Here is an 18,203-nt window from a genome sequence, read left to right as displayed (position 1 = left end):
GCGTCGTCAGGTGATCTGCAACGGCTCGACGTGCCAGATGTCGCGCGCATACTCCGCGATCGTGCGGTCCGACGAAAAAATGCCCATGCCCGCGACGTTCTCGATCGCGCTCCGCGTCCACGCATCCTTGTCGCGGTACTTGAGATCGACTTCGGTCTGCGTCTTGTCGAAGCTGTCGAAATCGGCGAGCACCATGTAGTGATCGCCCCAGTCCACGAGCGTATGGAAGATGTCGTAGAAACGGTGCGGCTCTTCCGGCGAGAAGTGCCCGAGTCGAATCTGGTCGAGCGCGACTTTGAGCTCCGCGTTTTCCTCGTAAATCTGCCGTGGCCGATAACCCGCCGCGCGCAACGATTCGATCTCGTCGGTCGTGTTGCCGAAGATGAAAATATTCTCGCGCCCCACGGCATCGCAGATCTCGATGTTCGCGCCATCGAGCGTGCCGATTGTCAGTGCGCCGTTCAACGCGAGCTTCATGTTGCCGGTGCCCGATGCTTCGGTGCCCGCCATCGAAATCTGCTCCGACAGATCCGCCGCCGGAATGATGAGCTCGGCCACGGAAACGCCGTAGTTCGGAATAAAGCCGACCTTCAGCCGATCGCCGATGAGCGGGTCCGTGTTGATCTTGCGGGACACATCGTTGATGAGCTTGATGATGTTCTTCGCCATCTTGTACGCGGACGCCGCCTTGCCCGCGAACATCACGACGCGCGGCGTCCAGTCCTGCTCCGGATTTTCGCGGATGCGGTTATAGCGCACGATCACATACAGGATGTTGAGCAATTGCCGCTTGTATTCGTGGATGCGCTTCACCTGCAGATCGAACAGCGCTTCCGGATTGATGATCGCGTTGGCGTCGCGTTTCGCGCGTTCCACGAGCCGCAGCTTGTTGGCGAACTTCGCATCGTGAAAGGCCTTGCAGAACTCCGGATCGTCACGCCATTCGCGCAGCCTGCCAAGCTCGAAGAGATCGGTGCGCCAGCGCGGCCCGAGCCGCTTGTCGATCAGCGATGACAGCGACGGACTCGCCTGCGCGAGCCATCGGCGCGGCGTGATGCCGTTCGTCACGTTCGTGAAGCGCTCCGGATACATGCGCGCGAAGTCGGAGAAGATGTTCTGCACCATCAGTTGCGAGTGCAGCTTCGATACGCCGTTCACCTTGTGACTCGCGACGATCGCGAGATGCGCCATACGCACGCGGCGCTGGCCGAATTCATCGACGAGCGAGATGCGCCGAATCAGTTCGACATCGCGCCCGAACTTCTCGGTGACTTGCTTCAGGAACTGCGCGTTGATCTCGAAGATGATCTCCAGATGCCGCGGCAGCAAGCGTGCGAGCATCTCGACGTCCCATGTTTCGAGCGCTTCGGGCATCAGCGTGTGATTCGTGTAGGAGAACATCTGCTGCACGAGCTTCCACGCCTTGTCCCACGGCAGATGATGCCGATCGACGAGCAGGCGCATCAGCTCCGGAATCGCGAGCACCGGATGCGTGTCGTTCAGATGCACGGCGACCTTTTCCGCGAGCCGACCGAAGTGCGTATGCGTGCGCTGATAGCGGCGTATCAGATCCTGCATCGTCGCGGAGACGAAGAAGTATTCCTGACGCAGACGCAACTCGCGTCCGGCCTGAGTCGAGTCGTCGGGATACAAGAGACGCGACACATGTTCCGATGTGTTCTTCGCCTCCACCGCGCGCCGATAGTCGCCCTGATTGAACGCGGAGAGATCGAACTCGTCGGTTGCGCGCGCGGACCACAGGCGCAGCGTGTTGGTGGCCGTTGTCGCGAAGCCGGGAATGACCGTGTCGTAGGCCATCGCGTTGACGTGCTCGGTGTCGATCCAGTCGGTGCGATCGTCATGTTGCACCGTGCGCCCGCCGAAATGCACGGTGTACACGACTTCGGGCCGCGGAAACTCCCACGGATTGCCCGCGCGCAGCCAGTAATCGGGCATCTCGACCTGATTGCCGTCGACGATCGTCTGACGGAACATCCCGTATTCGTAACGGATGCCATAGCCGAAGCCCGGCACGCCGACCGTCGCCATCGAATCGAGGAAACAGGCCGCAAGGCGTCCGAGGCCGCCATTGCCGAGCGCGGCGTCCGGCTCGAGTTCCTCGAGCGCCGCGAGATCGACGCCCAAGCCGGCGAGCGCATCGCGCACTTCGTCGTAGATGCCTAGCGCGAGCAGCGCATTGCTGAAAGTTCTGCCGATGAGAAATTCCATCGACAGATAGTAGACGCGTTTCACGTCCTGTTCGTATTGGAGCCGCGTGGTGCGCATCCAGCGCGCGACGAGACGATCCCGCACGGCCAGTTCAGCGGCGTGAAGCCAGTCCCGCGGCTGCGCGGTGACTGCATCCTTGCCGACGCCGTACATCAGGCGGTTCGAGATGGAGCGCCTGAGCGCATCGACGGTACTGTTGAGCTGGTCGAATTCCAGATCGACGGATGTCATCGAAACCTCCGGTGTTTGCAACATATGCAACGACCGCGAAAGCCTGACGGGAGTTCAATCCGGACGCACCGAATTGGCGCCCTGCCCCGGTCTGGCGGGTGCGGACGTGCCTGAACGTGCAGGTTACGCCAGTTTTATTTTTTTTGGTATGACAAGGCGGAAACGGAGAGCGGCCCGCAAATTGCTAACGAAGAGCTTGCGGGCACATGATGGCATCGATATTTCGTTCGGATTCCGTATGTTTGTCATGCGATGGAGCGGCGTGGCGCGCGTGCGGCGATCAGCAGAAGCGCCGCGAGCGATACGCCCAGCAGAATCAGCGAGAGCGCGGACGCAGGCAGATAGTAACCGCGATTCACCTGCCCGACGACGACGATCGGCACCGTCGCGAATCCGGGCGGATACACGGTGAGCGTCGCGCCAAGTTCGCCGAGCGAGAGCGCGAAACCGAGCGCGAGGCTCGCGCGGATCGCGGGCACGAGTTGCGGCAATACCACGCGCGCGAGCACCATGCGCGGCGGCGCGCCGAGACTCGCGGCGGCTTCGCGCAGCGTCGTGAGCTCGGGGCGCAGCGCCGCGGCGGCGCATCGATAACAGAACGGCAACACGAGCGCGAGTTGCACGAGCACGACGATTGCGGCCGATCCCGACAGATCGAGCGGACGCTTGTGATACGCGATCAACACGGCGAGCCCGAGGACGACGCTCGGCACGCCGCTGCCCATCATCGCGACGGCATCGACGAGTGCGCCGAGACCGCGCCGGTCGCGTCCTTCCAGCGCGAGCGCGAGCCAGAGTCCCAGCGCGGTGCCGAGAAACGCGACGCCCAGGCCGACTTCGAGACTCGTCGCGACCGCATCGAGATCGCTCGATGAAAGACGCGCGAACCAGCGCGTGGAAAAACCATCGGGCAGGATCGTGCCGGACCAGTGCGACGCGACGCTCGACAACGCGACGACGATCACCGGCAGCACGAAGAGCCAGAAGCACAGCAACGCGAAGAGGCCCGTGAACGCATGACGCAGGAGCGCGCGAGGTCTGAACGCAGCAGCGATGAGTTGCATGTCAGCGCTCTCCCGAACGGCGACTCGTTTGCCGATTCACGCGTCGATACAACGCATAGAGCGATAGCGACATCAACAGCATCACGACCGAACCCGCGGCCGCGGTGGCCAGATCGAGGTCGACGGTCGCGGCGCTGTAGATCGCGATCGGCAAGGTGATCAGATGTGCGCTGCCGAGCACGAGCAGAATGCCGAACTCGTTCAACGTCAGCAGAAAGCAGAGGATCGTGCCTGCCGCGATGCCCGGCCACGCGAGCGGCAAGACGACTTTCGTCGCGACCATCCAGCCATCGGCGCCGAGGCTCTTTGCGGCTTCGACGAGCCGCATGTCGAGCGTCGCATACGATGCGAGCGTCGGACGCACGACGAACGGCGCATAGAACACGACCTCCGCGAGAATCACGCCGCCGATGCCGAAAAGGAAATCGAGCGGCGGCGCATCGAGCGAAAAGATCCGCTGCAGACCGATGCTCACCGAACCTTGCGAGCCGTATAGAAAGATCAGCGTGAACGCGACCAGAAACGACGGAAACGCGACGAACAATTCCAGAAAACGCGTGAGCAGGCGCGCGAGCGCGAACGGCCTGAAGAACAGCATCGATGCGAGCGCGACGCCGAGCAACGAAGCGATGCTCGCGCTCGCGAAGAGAATACCGAGCGTCGTGCCGATCATCCCGCGCGTTTCGGGGTTGCTGAAGAACGCGCCGTACGCGTGCAGCGAGAAACCGTGCGGCCCGGTCACACTCGACATGACGAGGCGCGCGAGCGGATACACCACGAGCGGCCCGAGCACGACGACGAGAATGAAGAGCAGATGCCACTGCGCCTTGCGCTCGCGGCGTTGCGCTTCTTTGGCGTGCGCTGCGAATTGCGCGGAGAGATAGGCGTCGCAGATGCCGCGTTCGTCGCGCGCGACGCTGTCAGGGACGAACAAGGACGACATCGTCAGCCTCGAAGCGAAGGGAAACGCGCGCGCCTTTGTCCGGCATGCGCGAATGGCCGCGCTGCGTCGTCACGAGCACGGGCTCGCCGGGCAACGCATCGAGCGCAACGGAAATGGAAAGCGCCGCGCCATACCATTCGACGGACGCGATCGTGCCATGCAGATGGCCTTCTCCCAACGGCGCGATCGCGAATCGTTCGGGACGAATGCACGCGAGACGTTCGCGCTCGTCGTGCCGCGCATCGCCGACGGGATACACCACGCGCGGCGGCAGCAAATTCGCGGCACCGAGATAGCGCGCGACGAACGCATCGTTGGGCGCGTCGTACAGCTCGCGCGGCGCACCGAGTTGCGCGATGCGGCCATCGCACATCAGCAGCGTGCGGTCGGAGAGCACGAGCGCATCGTCCTGATCGTGCGTCACGCAGACGATCGTCAGATTCGGCAAGCGCTCATGCAACGCCTTCAGCTCGCTGCGCACCGAAGCGCGCAGATTCGCATCGAGCGCCGAGAGCGGCTCGTCGAGCAGCAGCACGTCCGGCTCGATGACGAGCGCGCGCGCCAGCGCCACGCGCTGCTGCATGCCGCCGGAAAGCTGCGCGGGCATGACGTGACCGGCATCGGAAAGCTGCACGAGCTTGAGCGCATCGGCGACGCGTCGCGCGATCTCGCCCGTCTTCAGCTTGCGTGCGCGCAAGCCGAACGCGACGTTGTCGAACACCGAGAAATGCGGGAACAGCGCATAGCTTTGGAACAGCAGCCCGAGATTGCGCTGATGCGGCGGCACGTGCGTGAGATCGCGGCCCGCGACGGCGAGCGTGCCCGCGAGCGCATCAGCCTTCACGAAGCCGGCGATGAAGCGCAGCAGCGTGGTCTTGCCGCATCCGCTTCGGCCGAGCACGGTGAGGAATTCGCCGCGTTCGATCCGAAGCGAGAGATCGTCGAGCACGGTACGCGTGCCGAAGCGCACCGTCAGACGATCGATGTGCACGCCCGGCGTTTGATCGACGCCGAACGCTTCCTTGGGGACGGCGCTCATCAGGACTTCGGCTTGACGACGTCGGTCTGCTTGCCGGTGTTGCCGATCACTTCGGTCTTCCAGCGCTCGGTCCAGCCCGCCTTCTTCTGCATGACTTCGTTCCAGTCGACGGGAATGAGCTTCACGCCGGAGATCGCCTGCTTGACGGCTTCGCCGTTCTTGCCGGCGAGCGGCACGTCGGTGCGGCCGGGGATGCCGTAGATATCGGGCACTTTCGACTGCACATCCGACGACATCAGATAGTCGATGAGCTTCTTGCCCGCCGCCTGATTCGGTCCGCTCTTGATGAGGCCGATTGCATACGGAAGCTGGAATGTGCTCGGCGCTTCGCCTGCCTTGTGCGACAGGAAGAGCGGCTTGATGGAGAGACCGCCGTTCGCGGCATCGTCGAGGTCCATTTGCAGATCGCCGTTCGCGAATGCGATCTCGTTACGCGAGAGCAGCACGTCGAGATAGCCCGTGCCCTTCGTATGGAACTTCGCGTGTTGTTCGAGATCCTTCAGGTAATTGAAAGCCTGGTCTTCGCCCATCAGCGCGGACGTCAGGATGATGACGGCCATGCCGTCGCCTGCCGTGGCTGGATTCGAGTATGCGATCTTGCCGGAGTAGTTCGGATGCAGGAGATCGGCGAAGGTCTTGGGCGCGGTTTTCGTGACTTCGGGATTGATCGCGAACGAGAAATAGTTGTTCACGAAGGTGGCCCATGCGCCGTCTTTTTCCTTCGCGATGGCGGGCACGTTCTTGTAGTTCACGCTCTGATACGGCTGCAGCAGGCCGCCTTGTTGCGCTTGCTGGATGAACGGCGGCAGCGTGACGAGGACGTCTGCTTTCGGCGAATCCTTTTCGACGGTCGCGCGGTTCACCACTTCGCCGCTGCCCGCCGTGACGATGTTGACCTTCACGCCTTCCTTCTTTTCGAATGCGGGAAGCACGTCCTTGTAGAGATTCTCGAGGCCATCGGCGGTGTAGAGGACGACGGCGTCGGCGGCGTGAGCGGGCATCGCGGCAAGCAGAGCAAACGCGGCGGCGAACGCCGGCAGCACAGTGCGCGCGAAGCGGGAATCGCGGGTCATGGTGGTCTCTCGTGTCGGGGATCGATGAAGGTCGGGGGCGACCTTCGACCCGGAATATTGCAGAGATGTGTGACATCGACGTGAAGGCGCCACGGGTCGCCACGTATTTGCATATTTCGCCAAGGGGCTTGTGGTTTGTTCTTTGGTGTCTGCTTTTTCGCCGGATCCCGTTATGGTGTCGGTCTATTAGCGTTGCCCCTGTGCGGGGCGGCACTCACTTTCTTTGCTGCTGCAAAGAAAGTAAGCAAAGAAAGCAGCTCGTCACGGCCCGCGGTCACACGCAATTTGGGTAGTTCTCTCGTCACAGGCGGCACTCGCCTAACGAGTGCCCTCGAAGGACTAACCGGGCTTGGCTCGCGCACGGTCTGACGAGCCATTCCCTTTACCGCGCTGGTTCAGCACGAAATAGCTTCGGCACAGCGCTACGCGCTGCCGCCGGGTCCGCAAGGGAAACCGGCGAGCGGCGAGTGCCGTGAGATGGAGACGTTAGTAGAGAAGCACATGCATCCCCGCTTGACCGGTCGGCCGCGAAGCGGGCCGGAGCTATTTGGTGCTGAACCCGTTTGTTGTGTGGTGCGATGACACAGACCGTGCGCGAGCCAAGCCCGATTAGGTGTTTGAGGGCACTCTTTAGGCAGCCCACGATCGACGAGAGGACTACCCAAATTGCGTGTGACCGCGGGCGTATCGGAAGCTGCTTTCTTTGCTTACTTTCTTTGCAGCAGCAAAGAAAGTGAGTGCCGCCCCGCACAGGGGCAACGCTAATAGACCACTAAGAAAACGGGATCCGGCGAAACACCGGAGCCGACACGAAAACGAGACCCAGCGAAAGCGAACAACAAAAATCAAGCAACAACGACCTCAAGCCCCCGCGCGGCCAGCGCCCTTCGGACCCCCCGCTCAGGCAGAGCTTCACAAACCAGAAACCGAACCGCCTCGAACCCGGCGATCCTAACTGGCAAAACCAGGCCGAACTTCGAGCAATCAGCAACCACGACCGGGCACGCAGCAGACGCGATCATGCTCCCGCGCACCTCAGCGGCGAGCCGCGAATAATCCGTCAGATGCGCGTCATTCGTAATCCCCCCCGCCCCGACGAAAGCAAAATCCGCGTGATACTGCGCAAGCTGCTGAATGGTATCGAGCCCGAACGTCGCATCTTCGAGATCGGCGATCTCGCCACCCAGCAAAGTCACGCGATTGCCATTGCGCCGCGCCAGCAACATCGCGATACGCCAGTCGTTCGTATACACCGTCAGCCGATGCCGCTGCCCCAACGCACGCGCCACCGCCTGCGTCGTGCTTCCCGAATCGATGACGAGCGACGCCCCGTCCGGCACGAACGCCGCCGCGCGCACGCCGATCGCATGTTTCGCCGCCGCGTTCTCGGCTTCGCGCACATCGACGTGCGGCTCGCGCCGGTCGACCGATAACGCGCCGCCATGCGTCGTCGTCACGAGCCCGCGTCCGGCGAGCGCGTTGAGATCGCGCCGCACCGTCTCGCGCGACACCGACAACGCACGCACGAGATCCGCCACCGCGAGCGCGCCATGCTTGTCCAATTCGGAGAGGATGTACTGGTGACGTTGTTCGGCGAGCATCGTTCGATGAAGAAAGGCAAGGCGGCGTGTGGAGTTTAGCGGCCCTATGTGGCATTTCTCTGGCAAGCGCGATTCGTCAAGCCACGACGCGCAATGAATTCTTTCCCCCGGGTACGCAATCGACAAGCACGCCTCCGCTAGACTTCGTGCCTTATGCACGAGCTTTGAACGAGGCAACACGATGTACAAGAAAGGCGTGGTGATCGAAATCCAGTTCCCTCCCGAACGTCTGAACGACGCGGCTGGCGATCCCTACTGGATCGACCTCACACTCGACGAGGCAAAGCGCTTGCATGCGCAACTATCGCGGCGTTTCGAGGGCGAAGCGCGCGCCAATCAGCCGCTCGATACGTTCACCATCGAATGACGCGCCGCGCCGAAGTGCACGGTTAGACAAGACGCGCGCAAGCGTTCCGGCCGATACTGCGGCATTTCGTTTCGCCGCTTGCCTCACATGGTCTCGATTCTCGCCGCACCCGTCTTCGTGTTTCTCTGGTCGACGGGTTTCATCGTCGCAAGGGCGATCACGCCCTACGTCGATCCGAATCTCTATTTGCTCGCGCGCTTCGGCGGCACGACGCTGCTGTTTCTCGCAATCGCCGTCGTCACGCGCGCGCCATGGCCGAAAGGCGGGGACATCGGCCGGCATCTGTTCGCCGGCGCGCTGCTGCAAGGCGTCTATCTCGGCGCGGGCTACTGGGCCGTCGCGCAAGGCATGGGCGCGGGCATCATGGCGCTGCTCGGCGCGCTGCAACCGCTTCTGACCGCCGCCGTCGCCGCGCGGCTCTTCGGTGAACGGCTCTCGCCGCGCGCATGGAGCGGGCTCGTGCTCGGCCTCTTCGGCGTCGCGCTCGTGCTCGCGCCGAAGATCGCGGCGAGCGGCGCGCCCGTCACGCACGCATCGTCCGGACACGCGCCGCAATGGCTCGTCGCGACGATCGCCGTGCTCGCCGTCGTCGCGATCACCGCGGGCACGCTGTATCAGAAGACTTCGCTCGCGCGCGCCGATATCCGCAGCGCCAGCGCGTTGCAGAACGCGGGCGCGACGATCGTCGCGCTCGTGCTCGTGATCGCGCTAGGCGAGCATCGCTTCATCGTCTCCACGACGACGTGGCTCGCGCTCGCGTGGGGCATCGTGATGCTCTCGGGCGTCGCGACGACGCTGCTCGTATGGATGGTCCGTCGCGGCGACGCATCGCGCGCGACCGCCCTGCTCTTTCTCGCGCCGCCGCTCGCCGCGCTCGAAAGCTATCTCGCATTCGGCGAGACGCTCGACGCGATGCAGCTCGCGGGCTTCGGCCTCGCGCTCGCGGGCGTGCTGCTCGCGCGCTCGAAATAGCACGCCCGGCACGCCTCAATCGACCGTGTCCGCGCCCGCCGGGATGTGCTCGCGCACCGCCTTGCCCGGACCCGGCGCCCACGCGGGCCGCGTCTTCCTTCCGGTATCGACGACGACGAGATAATGCCCCGCCCAGGGCGTCGTCTTGCGCGTGGCCTTCAGCACCCACATCGACTGGCCTTCGGATACGCGCGCCTCGTATTGCGCATCGAGAATGCCGTGATGATCGAAGAACGTGTTGAGCGTCGACGGAATCCGCACGCAGCCCTTCGAATGCCGCATGCCGAGCAGCGGCTCCAGTTTCTCGGGATCGGTGGCGTGCATCTGAAAGCGCATCGGCGACTTGCCGCCGTGGCCCCAGCCGCGCTCGCCTTCGGCCCAGCCGAAATCGTAGATACGCATGTCGCGCGCGCCGTAGCCGCGAATCTTGAACTCGTTGAGCGTGCCCTCGGCGCGAAAGTCCATGTTGCCCGGCACATGCTGGAAGACGCCGAGCGGCGTGAGGAAGTGATCGTAACTGCCGGGACGCCCCGTCGATACCGGCGATGCGCCGATCATCGACCACGCATCGTCGGCCTTCGCGCGGAAATAGACGAAGATCGCCTGCACGTTCGCGCTGCGATCGACCATCACGACGAATTCGTTGACGAGGCCGCCGTGACCGTCTTCTTCCAGCGTACGTTGCAGCAGACGGCCGTAGCCCTGCTGATCCGCGACGGGCACATTGAGCCGCCGATCGACTTCCTTCGCGAAGGTCTGCCGCATCGCATACGCGCCGGCCGGCTGCATGCCGCTGCGCTGGGCGAGATTCGGCTCGGGTGTTTCCGGCGGCAAGGGCACTTCGGGCACGGCCGCTTCCGATGCCGCGCTCGCCGCCGATGCCGCGCTGGCTGCGCTCGCCGCCGATGCAGCCGACGCAGCCGATGCAGCCGACGCCTCCGGAGCCGGTTGCGCGGGCATCGGCACGGGCATGGCGGGAAGCGCGCGCTCGGGCGCGCTCGCGGCTTGCGGAATGCTTGCGCCCTGCGGCATCGGCGGCACCGGGATAGAGCGGGCGACGGGCGCGACGGGCAACGCCGTCACGCGTCCCTGCGCGACCGCTCCCGATGCGCCCGAGGCCGCCTGAGGCTGCGCGCGAGCCGCCGTCGAGATCGAAAGAAGCGCGCCCACCGCCGCGCACACGAGAAACCTTGCGCCGATCGGCGTCTTTTTCGTCCTGCTCTTTCCTGCCTGATGCATTGATTTGATTGATCCGCTTTGCCATTCGCCAACGGACGATCCACCGGATCGCCCGGTTCGAGCGGCCCATGCGCGAGACTGCGCGCATCGACAAAAAAGCCGGCGCGCACGACGCGCCGGCTTCGCCGCTACTTGAGGTTCGTCAACGGAAGCGCAGCAAAGTTCGTTCCGACCGCACGCGCGACGATGCGCGGCACAGCGGAAACATCAATGCAGACGGATGGAGGCGTCGCCGGACGCGGAAGCCCGGGCACGCAAAGGTTCGTCGTGAAAGCGCTGATGGCACAGCTTCTGGGCGATCGCCTCGCCGATGTAAGGCACATCGGTCGCGAGCCTGGCGGTCGCGTAGGCGTGAGCGGTGCCCGCGCCGTGAACTTCGATGTCGCTCGCATACTGCCCGAGTTCGTGCTCGAGAAATCGCCGCACGTCGCGCGCGGCGCAGCGTTGAGGAAGATTCCAGACGAGCAGGTTCATCGTCGTCACCTTCTTGCGCGTGCGAAAACAGGCCGCCGGCTCTGCCTCGCGATCATCCGCGCCGCGAGCGTACCGACAACGAAGAGGGACACATACGCGAGCATCATGGCGACTCCAGGACTAATTTCGAGATAGCTCCATACTAATCCCGTTAATGGCGCGTGTGATGCGACATTCCGCCTATTTCAATAGATGTTCTAAATCGGACGGATAAGCCGAACGCATCGTTACAGGCCCGTACAGGTCATGCTGGAAAGATTCGGATACCGATTCGGCCAGTCGCCCGCCATTGCGGTTTGCGCTTCTTTCAGCGTCATGTCGCCGGTGCAGACGCAGCGCTTCAGGTACACCGCGAGCCGTTCCTTTCGGCGCTGGCCCTCGCGCCCTTCCCAGCGGCGCAGATCGAGATTCGCGGGCGAGTTGGGCGAGCCGCCGAGCAGCACCGGCATGCGATGATCGAGCGCGTATTCCGACGCGAACGACGGATCGATGCTGCGCTGCTTGAGCAGCCGCTCCTTCTGACGCATCTGGATTTCAAACGACGGCAGCACGCGGTCGACGTAACCCGGAATGCAGATCGTATCGACGATGGTCGCCTGCGTGACGCGCGCATCGAGCCATTCGGCGCGCTGGGCGCGCGGCGTGCCGGGCACGCATGCGAGCATCGCGCAGCAGCACGCGAGCGCCGCGCGCGCGGCCCGGCGGGCGCGGCGCGCGCCCGGTTTCGGTTCCTCGGTGAACCCGGTATCCCTTCGACTCATGCGTTTCGTGCGCCATCGATCGCGGCCTCGGTCCGCCGCTTGTTTTCAAGATGATCGGAGGTTCAATTAAAGCACACGAAACGCGCGCCGCACGCGAAGAGTTGCTCGCGATCCGCGAAGCCGCGTCACGTCGACGCGCCGGACGCCGGACAAACCGATGCCGACGCCGCGTCGAGCGCCGCATCGAGCGCCTCGGCCGCCGCGACGAACGCCGCGAACGATGCCGCGATGCGCGCATCGTCCTCGCCGTTGCGATCGTCGTCGACCGCCAGTTCGCAGTCGCGCTGCAACGTGACGCACGCGCGCATGAACGACGCCGCGCCGATCACCGCCGCCGCGCCCTTCATGCGATGGGCGATGTCGCGCAGCAAGGCGTGGTCGTTGTCGGCGAACGCGGCGTGCGCGTCGGCGAGATCGCTCGCGTTCGCGGACTTCAGCGTATCGACGAGCGTCCCGGCCTGCTCGCCGAAACCGGCGAGCAACGCGGCATTCAGAACCGGCTCGCCGGATTCGCGCGTCGCCGATGCGACCGGCGCTGCAACCGGCACGCGGCCGTCGCGCGTCGCGCCGAGCAAGGCCTCGCGCAGCGCGTCGAGGCCGAGCGGCTTCACGAGGCACGCGTTCATGCCCGATGCGACCGCGCGCAATGCCGCCTCGGGCTGCGCGTTCGCTGTCAGGCCGATGATCGGCACGGCGCGCGTCGCCGGATGCTTCGCTTCGTCCTCGCGAATCGTGCGGGCCAGTTCCTCGCCGCTCATTTCGGGCATCGAGCAGTCGGTCAGAATCACGTCGACGGCGTGCGGCGCGGCGCGCCAGCGTGCGAGCGCGCTCTTGCCGTCGACGGCCAGTTGCGCGACGCCGCCGAGCAGCCGGATTTGTCCGTCGAGCACGATGCGGTTCGCCGGATGATCGTCGACGACGAGCACGCGCAAGCCCGCAAGCGATACCGCCGATACGCCCGTCTCCACGGCCGGCGCATCGGCGGCGCACGCGACGGCATCCGCCTCGGGCAAATCGAGCCGCACGGTGAAGCGCGTGCCGCGCCCCGGCTCGCTCGCCAGCTCGATCGCGCCGCCCATCATCTCGACGAGCCGCTTGCTGATCGTGAGGCCGAGGCCGGTGCCACCGACGCTGCGCGCACGGCCATCGTGCGTCTGCACGAACGGCGTGAACAGCAGCGCCTGCTTCCCGGGCGCGATGCCGATGCCCGTATCGGACACCGCGAGCGTCACCACGCGCCTGCCGTCCAGCGCCGGCGCGATGTCGTGTTCGAGCGTGACCGCGCCGGTATCGGTGAACTTGATCGCGTTCGAGAGCAGATTGCCGACGATCTGCCGTAAACGCTGACCATCGGCAAGAATCCAGACGGGACCGTCGCCGGAAAGCCGCTTCACGACGAGCGCGATGCCCTTAGCGCGGGCGGCCGGCTCGTAGATCGCCGCGACGCCCGCGATCCACGATTCGACCTCGAGCGGCGCGGGCGCGAGCACGAGGCGCTCGGCCTCGATCTTCGCGACGTCGAGCAGATCGTCGATCATGCCGAGCAGATCGCGCGCGGCGTGATGCGCGGTCGACAGCGCGCGCTCGGTCGCGGCGCGCTCGCCGGGCGCACGCAGCTCCATTTCCAGCAGGCCGAGCACGGCGTTCATCGGCGTGCGGATTTCGTGGCTCATCGTCGCGAGGAACGTCGATTTCGCGCGATTCGCCGTTTCCGCCTCTTCCTTCGCGGCGCGCATGGCGCGTTCGGCGGCGATCCGTCGCGCGATCTGCACGCGCAGCGTCAACGCCCAGCCCGCGAGCGCGAGCAAAAGCGCAATGCCGAGCAGCGCGCCCAGCTCGACTTGCGGACGGCGGCGCTCCCACATCATTTCGGGATGCTCGGCGAGCTTCCAGCGCGTGCGGATCGATTCGAGTTCCGGCGGCGGCAGGCTCGCGATCGCGCGATTCACGATGCCGAGCAGCACCGGCTCGCCCGCACTGACGATGAGTCCGTGCGGAATCGGCTTCGTCGACAGCACGCCGCTGATCGTGAGCGTGCCGCGAAACGGATTGCCCACGGCGTAATTGGCGAAAGGCAGATCGGCGACGGCCGCATCGGCGTCGCCGTTGGCCACGGCGCGAAACGGACCGTCGAACGGTTTCGAATCGACGATGCGCGCTTGCGGCGCATCCTCGCGCACGAAGTTCAGGATCGGCCAATCGTGCGGAATCGCGATGCGCTTGCCGGCGAGCGCGGCGGCGTCGCGCAAGGGCGGACGGCCCACGGCGGTCACGATCGCAAAAATGCTTTCGCCCGTCGGCGTGGTCGCCTCGCCGCCGGGCAACGGCGACAACGCGCCGAGACTGAACGGCACGATCGCGGACGCGCCGCTCTTCAGATCGGCGCGCAACTGCGCCATCGACGTGCGTATGCGCGGCTCGAAGCGCAAGCCGGTCACGCGCGCGATCGCGTCGAGGATATCGACGGCGATGCCCGCCGCGTTGCCGCGCTGATCGCGGAACATCAGCGGCGCGGCCTGCGCGAGCATCGAATAATGCACGACGGGATGCGCCGCGATCCACGCTGCTTCCTCGCGCGTGAGCGGGATCGGCGTGTTGCGCGTGATCGCGGACGCCGCCGGCTGCCAGCGCTCGTGCGTCACGAGCGCGAAGCTCGGCGGCAATGCGGCGAGCGCATCGTCGACGCGCTTGCGCAGCGCATCGGCGTCGGCGCGTCCGGGCGCGAACGCGAAACTGTAGCCGCCTTCGTCGAAGGTCGCGAAACCGGTGATCGTCAGGTTCGGCAAATCGAAATGATCGATCGTGTACGAGGCCACGGTCATGTCGCCGACGAAGGCGTCCGCGTCGCCGAGCGACACCGCGAGCAGCGCGCCGGTCAGATCGGGATAAGCCACGGGTTCGAGCGATGGATACGCCGCGCGCAGACGCGCCGGCGATGTCTGCGCGGCCACGTAAGCAAGCCGATGCGTCGGCGGATGGGAATGGAGCGGCTCGACGTAGATCAGCTTCGTCGGCAGATACGGGCGGCTGAACGCGAGCGGTTCGCCGGCATCTTCGCCTGTCGCGCCCGTCGCCATGTCGATGTCGCCGAGCCTGAGCGCCGCGATCATCGCCGGCCTGTCGGGAAAGAAGCGCCAGTCCGGATCGATTCCGAGCGCACTCGCGACGGCGTTCGCAAAATCGGCCGAGATGCCGCGCGGCAAGCCCGGCCGCGCCGAACAATGATTCACCGAATCGGCCATGTCGAGCGGCGGCGCCATGCCCGGCACCGCGCCGATCACGATGGACTCCTTCGCATGCGCAAACCCGCACGCGATGCAGACCACACACGCGAGAACAGCGCACGCGCCCCGCCCGGCGCCGGCGCGATGCTGCGCTAGATTGACCACGTCACGCCCCGATGGACCCGAGTGCGGCTAGTGTCTCAAAAACACCCGGGCGCGTATATCGACGGCGTGACGCATGAAGCCGCGCTTCGTTGCGCGGCGCGAAACGCGCGTCAGGCGGGCACCGACTCCGCCTTTTGCGCGCGCGACCACACGCGATGCTTGCTCACCGCTTCGATGAAGCTCTTCAGCACGGCATTCGCGTCGCTGCCCACGGCGACGCCTTCCTCGCCGCCCGGCAGATGCGCGGCCGCGAGCAGGTCCTCGCCGTCGCCGATCGCGCCGATGGCCTTCAGATGCTTGAACGCTTCGAGCACGAAGTGACGCGCGTCGCCGGATTCCGACAGCGTCTTCGCGCTGTCCTTGCCGCCCGCGACGATCACGCCGTCGAACATGATCGACGGCATGCCGAGGATGGTCGCATCGGCCTCGATGCCTTGCGCGGGCGAGCCGAGCGTCGGCGAGATGACCTTTGCGTGCGCGCCCTCGGCTTTCAGCGCGTCCTGTACGGCCTTGATGCTCGCGGCATCGGCGCCGGGCGCGGCGAGAATGGCGACTTTGCGCGTCTTGATCGACGGCTTCGTTTTCGCGACGATCGACAGCGCCGGCGATTCCGTCACCGAAGACTTGCCGAGCTCGTCGGCATCCGCGTTCTTCTTCGGCGCGGGCAAGCCGAGATTCTCGGCGACGCGCGCGGCGAGCGTCTCATCGATGTTCGCGAGAATGCCGAGCTGGCGCTCGCGGATGTGCTTGCGCTCGACCTTCGACAACTCGAACGAATACGCGCCGACGATGTGATCCTTTTCCGGATCGGTCATGCTGTTCCAGAAGAGCGTGGCTTGCGAGTAATGGTCCTTGAACGACGGGCTGCGCACGCGGATCTTCGAGCCTTCGACGCGCTCCGTGTAGCTTTCGAAGCCGCCGCCCGATGCGGCGGGCGGGGTTTCCTTCGGCCATCCGCCGTCGATGGAATTCGGCTCGTAGGACGCCTGTCCCTTGTCGATCGTCTGGCGATGCATCGCGTCGCGCTGGCCGTTGGCGAGTGGCGCGAGTGGCCGGTTGATCGGAATTTCGTGGAAGTTCGGGCCGCCGAGCCGGCTGATCTGCGTGTCGGTGTAGGAGAACAGACGCCCTTGCAGCAGCGGATCGTTGGTGAAGTCGATGCCCGGCACGATGTGCCCGGGGCAGAACGCGACCTGCTCGGTTTCGGCGAAGAAGTTGTCGGGATTGCGATTCAGCGTGAGCTTGCCGATCATCTTGAGCGGCACGAGCTCTTCGGGAATGATCTTGGTCGGATCGAGCAGATCGAAGTCGAACTTGTGTTCATCCTCTTCTTCGACGATCTGCACGCCAAGTTCCCATTCGGGATAGTCGCCGTTGTCGATCGCTTCCCAGAGATCCCGCCGATGGAAGTCCGAATCCTTGCCCGCGAGTTTCTGCGCTTCGTCCCAGAGCAACGATGCGGAGCCGATCGTCGGCCGCCAGTGGAACTTGACGAAGCGTCCTTTGCCTTGCGCGTTGATGAAGCGGAAGGTGTGGATGCCGAAGCCTTCCATCGTGCGCAGGCTGCGGGGAATCGCGCGATCGGACATGGTCCAGAGCACCATGTGCGCCGATTCGGGCACGAGCGAGACGAAGTCCCAGAAGGTGTCGTGCGCGGATGCGCCTTGCGGCATTTCGTTGTGCGGCTCGGGTTTGACCGCGTGGACGAAGTCGGGGAACTTGATCGCGTCCTGAATGAAGAATACCGGCATGTTGTTGCCGACGAGATCGAAATTGCCTTCTTCGGTGTAGAACTTGACGGCGAAGCCGCGCACGTCGCGAACGGTATCGGCTGAGCCGCGCGAGCCTTGCACGGTCGAGAAGCGCACGTAGACGGGCGTTTCCTTCGACGGGTCTTGCAGGAAGGCGGCCTTCGTCAGTTCGGCCTGCGATTCGTACACCTTGAAGACGCCGTGAGCGGCCGAGCCTCGCGCGTGGACGATGCGTTCCGGAATGCGCTCGTGGTCGAAGTGCGTGATTTTTTCACGCATGATGAAGTCTTCGAGCAACGAAGGGCCGCGTTCGCCGGCGCGCAGGGTGTTCTGGTTATCGGCGATCTTGACGCCCTGGTTTGTCGTCAGGGCCTGATTGGTCGCGTCGGAGCGGAACGTTTCGAGGGATTCGACTTTTTTGTTGGTGTTGCTCTGCGAGGGGGTGCGGGCTACGCCGCCTTCGGGCGGTTGCTTCTCCATTGCCATTTTTTTGCGGACTCCGGGGTTTGGGTGAGGACTTGCGGTCCTCTACCGCAATTGATGTTCCCGGGCGGGGGTGCTTTTCGCCGTGGTTGTTTTCGCCGGATCCCGTTTTCTTTGTGGTCTATTAGCGTTGCCCCTGTGCGGGGCGGCAGTCACTTTCCTTGCTGTAGTCGCCGGATCCCGTTTTCTTAGCGGTCTATTAGCACTGCCCCTGTGCGGGGCGGCACTCACTTTCTTTGCTGCTGCAAAGAAAGTAAGCAAAGAAAGCAGCTTTTCAGGCCCGCGGTCACACGCAATTTGGGTAGTCCTCTCGTCCCAGGCGGCACTCGCCTAAAGAGTGCCCTCAAACACCTAATCGGGCGTGGCTCGCGCACGGTCTGCCGCCCGAAAACGTTGAGCGCGCTGGTGCAGCACGAAAGAGCTTCGGCACAGCGCTACGCGCTGCCGCGGGGTGTGCAAGGGAAACCATCGGTTTGCGCGCGCAGTGCGATAAAGATGTTAGTAGCGAAGCACGCGCATTCCCGATTGACCGGTCGGCCGCGAAGCGGGCTGGAGCCATTTGGTGCTGAACCAGTTTGTTGTGTGGT

General features: G+C 64.6%; 13 protein-coding genes. 2 read left to right on the top strand and 11 right to left on the bottom strand.

What is annotated here, in order from left to right; translation table 11 throughout:
* Positions 1-6: 6 nt before the first annotated feature.
* The 6 genes from QCE49_RS26855 to QCE49_RS26830 form a co-directional block, all read right to left on the bottom strand.
* Positions 7-2,460, bottom strand: coding sequence for a glycogen/starch/alpha-glucan phosphorylase (locus tag QCE49_RS26855; protein WP_008353789.1), 2,454 nt, complete (start codon positions 2,458-2,460; stop codon positions 7-9).
* A 245-nt stretch (positions 2,461-2,705) separates the two neighbouring features.
* A complete protein-coding gene (phnV, locus tag QCE49_RS26850; protein ID WP_175979137.1) occupies positions 2,706-3,524 on the bottom strand; it encodes a 2-aminoethylphosphonate ABC transport system, membrane component PhnV in 819 nt (272 codons plus the stop codon).
* A 1-nt stretch (position 3,525) separates the two neighbouring features.
* Positions 3,526-4,467, bottom strand: coding sequence for a 2-aminoethylphosphonate ABC transporter permease subunit (locus QCE49_RS26845; protein WP_250458874.1), 942 nt, complete (start codon positions 4,465-4,467; stop codon positions 3,526-3,528).
* Positions 4,445-5,506: a 2-aminoethylphosphonate ABC transport system ATP-binding subunit PhnT gene (gene phnT, locus QCE49_RS26840; protein WP_250458872.1), complete on the bottom strand. Its 1,062-nt coding sequence runs from the start codon at positions 5,504-5,506 to the stop codon at positions 4,445-4,447. Before phnT ends, QCE49_RS26845 begins: the two co-directional genes overlap by 23 nt.
* Entirely contained in the window at positions 5,506-6,579 is a 1,074-nt protein-coding gene (phnS, locus tag QCE49_RS26835; RefSeq protein WP_250435564.1) for a 2-aminoethylphosphonate ABC transporter substrate-binding protein, read from the bottom strand. Before phnS ends, phnT begins: the two co-directional genes overlap by 1 nt.
* A gap of 845 nt (positions 6,580-7,424) precedes the next feature.
* A complete protein-coding gene (locus QCE49_RS26830) occupies positions 7,425-8,180 on the bottom strand; it encodes a DeoR/GlpR family DNA-binding transcription regulator (protein WP_250458928.1) in 756 nt (251 codons plus the stop codon).
* 181 nt (positions 8,181-8,361) lie between these two features.
* Between QCE49_RS26830 and QCE49_RS26825 the strand changes: the two genes are divergently transcribed.
* Together QCE49_RS26825 and QCE49_RS26820 are read left to right on the top strand one after the other, a co-directional pair.
* Positions 8,362-8,547, top strand: coding sequence for a hypothetical protein (locus QCE49_RS26825; protein WP_008353795.1), 186 nt, complete (start codon positions 8,362-8,364; stop codon positions 8,545-8,547).
* An 87-nt stretch (positions 8,548-8,634) separates the two neighbouring features.
* Positions 8,635-9,519: a DMT family transporter gene (locus QCE49_RS26820; protein ID WP_250458870.1), complete on the top strand. Its 885-nt coding sequence runs from the start codon at positions 8,635-8,637 to the stop codon at positions 9,517-9,519.
* A 15-nt stretch (positions 9,520-9,534) separates the two neighbouring features.
* Here QCE49_RS26820 and QCE49_RS26815 read toward each other — a convergent pair whose 3' ends face one another.
* The 5 genes from QCE49_RS26815 to katE all read right to left on the bottom strand — a co-directional run bounded on the left by QCE49_RS26815 (position 9,535) and on the right by katE (position 17,613).
* Positions 9,535-10,758, bottom strand: coding sequence for a hypothetical protein (locus QCE49_RS26815; protein WP_250458868.1), 1,224 nt, complete (start codon positions 10,756-10,758; stop codon positions 9,535-9,537).
* A 207-nt stretch (positions 10,759-10,965) separates the two neighbouring features.
* A complete protein-coding gene (locus tag QCE49_RS26810; protein ID WP_008353799.1) occupies positions 10,966-11,232 on the bottom strand; it encodes a hypothetical protein in 267 nt (88 codons plus the stop codon).
* A gap of 227 nt (positions 11,233-11,459) precedes the next feature.
* Complete coding sequence (locus QCE49_RS26805; protein ID WP_008353800.1) at positions 11,460-11,993, bottom strand: hypothetical protein; 534 nt, start codon at positions 11,991-11,993, stop codon at positions 11,460-11,462.
* A gap of 125 nt (positions 11,994-12,118) precedes the next feature.
* On the bottom strand, positions 12,119-15,274 hold the full coding sequence (locus QCE49_RS26800; RefSeq protein ID WP_309806608.1) for an ATP-binding protein: 3,156 nt from the start codon (positions 15,272-15,274) through the stop codon (positions 12,119-12,121).
* Positions 15,275-15,492: 218 nt separating this feature from the next.
* A complete protein-coding gene (katE, locus tag QCE49_RS26795; protein WP_250458862.1) occupies positions 15,493-17,613 on the bottom strand; it encodes a catalase HPII in 2,121 nt (706 codons plus the stop codon).
* Between the last annotated feature and the right edge of the window lie 590 nt (positions 17,614-18,203).

It is taken from the genome of Caballeronia sp. LZ008 (assembly GCF_031451435.1).
In the GTDB taxonomy this organism is placed as follows: Bacteria; Pseudomonadota; Gammaproteobacteria; order Burkholderiales; family Burkholderiaceae; genus Caballeronia; species Caballeronia zhejiangensis.
The sequence above is the reverse complement of the archived record's forward strand: the minus strand, read 5'-3'. Positions and strand labels throughout refer to the sequence as shown.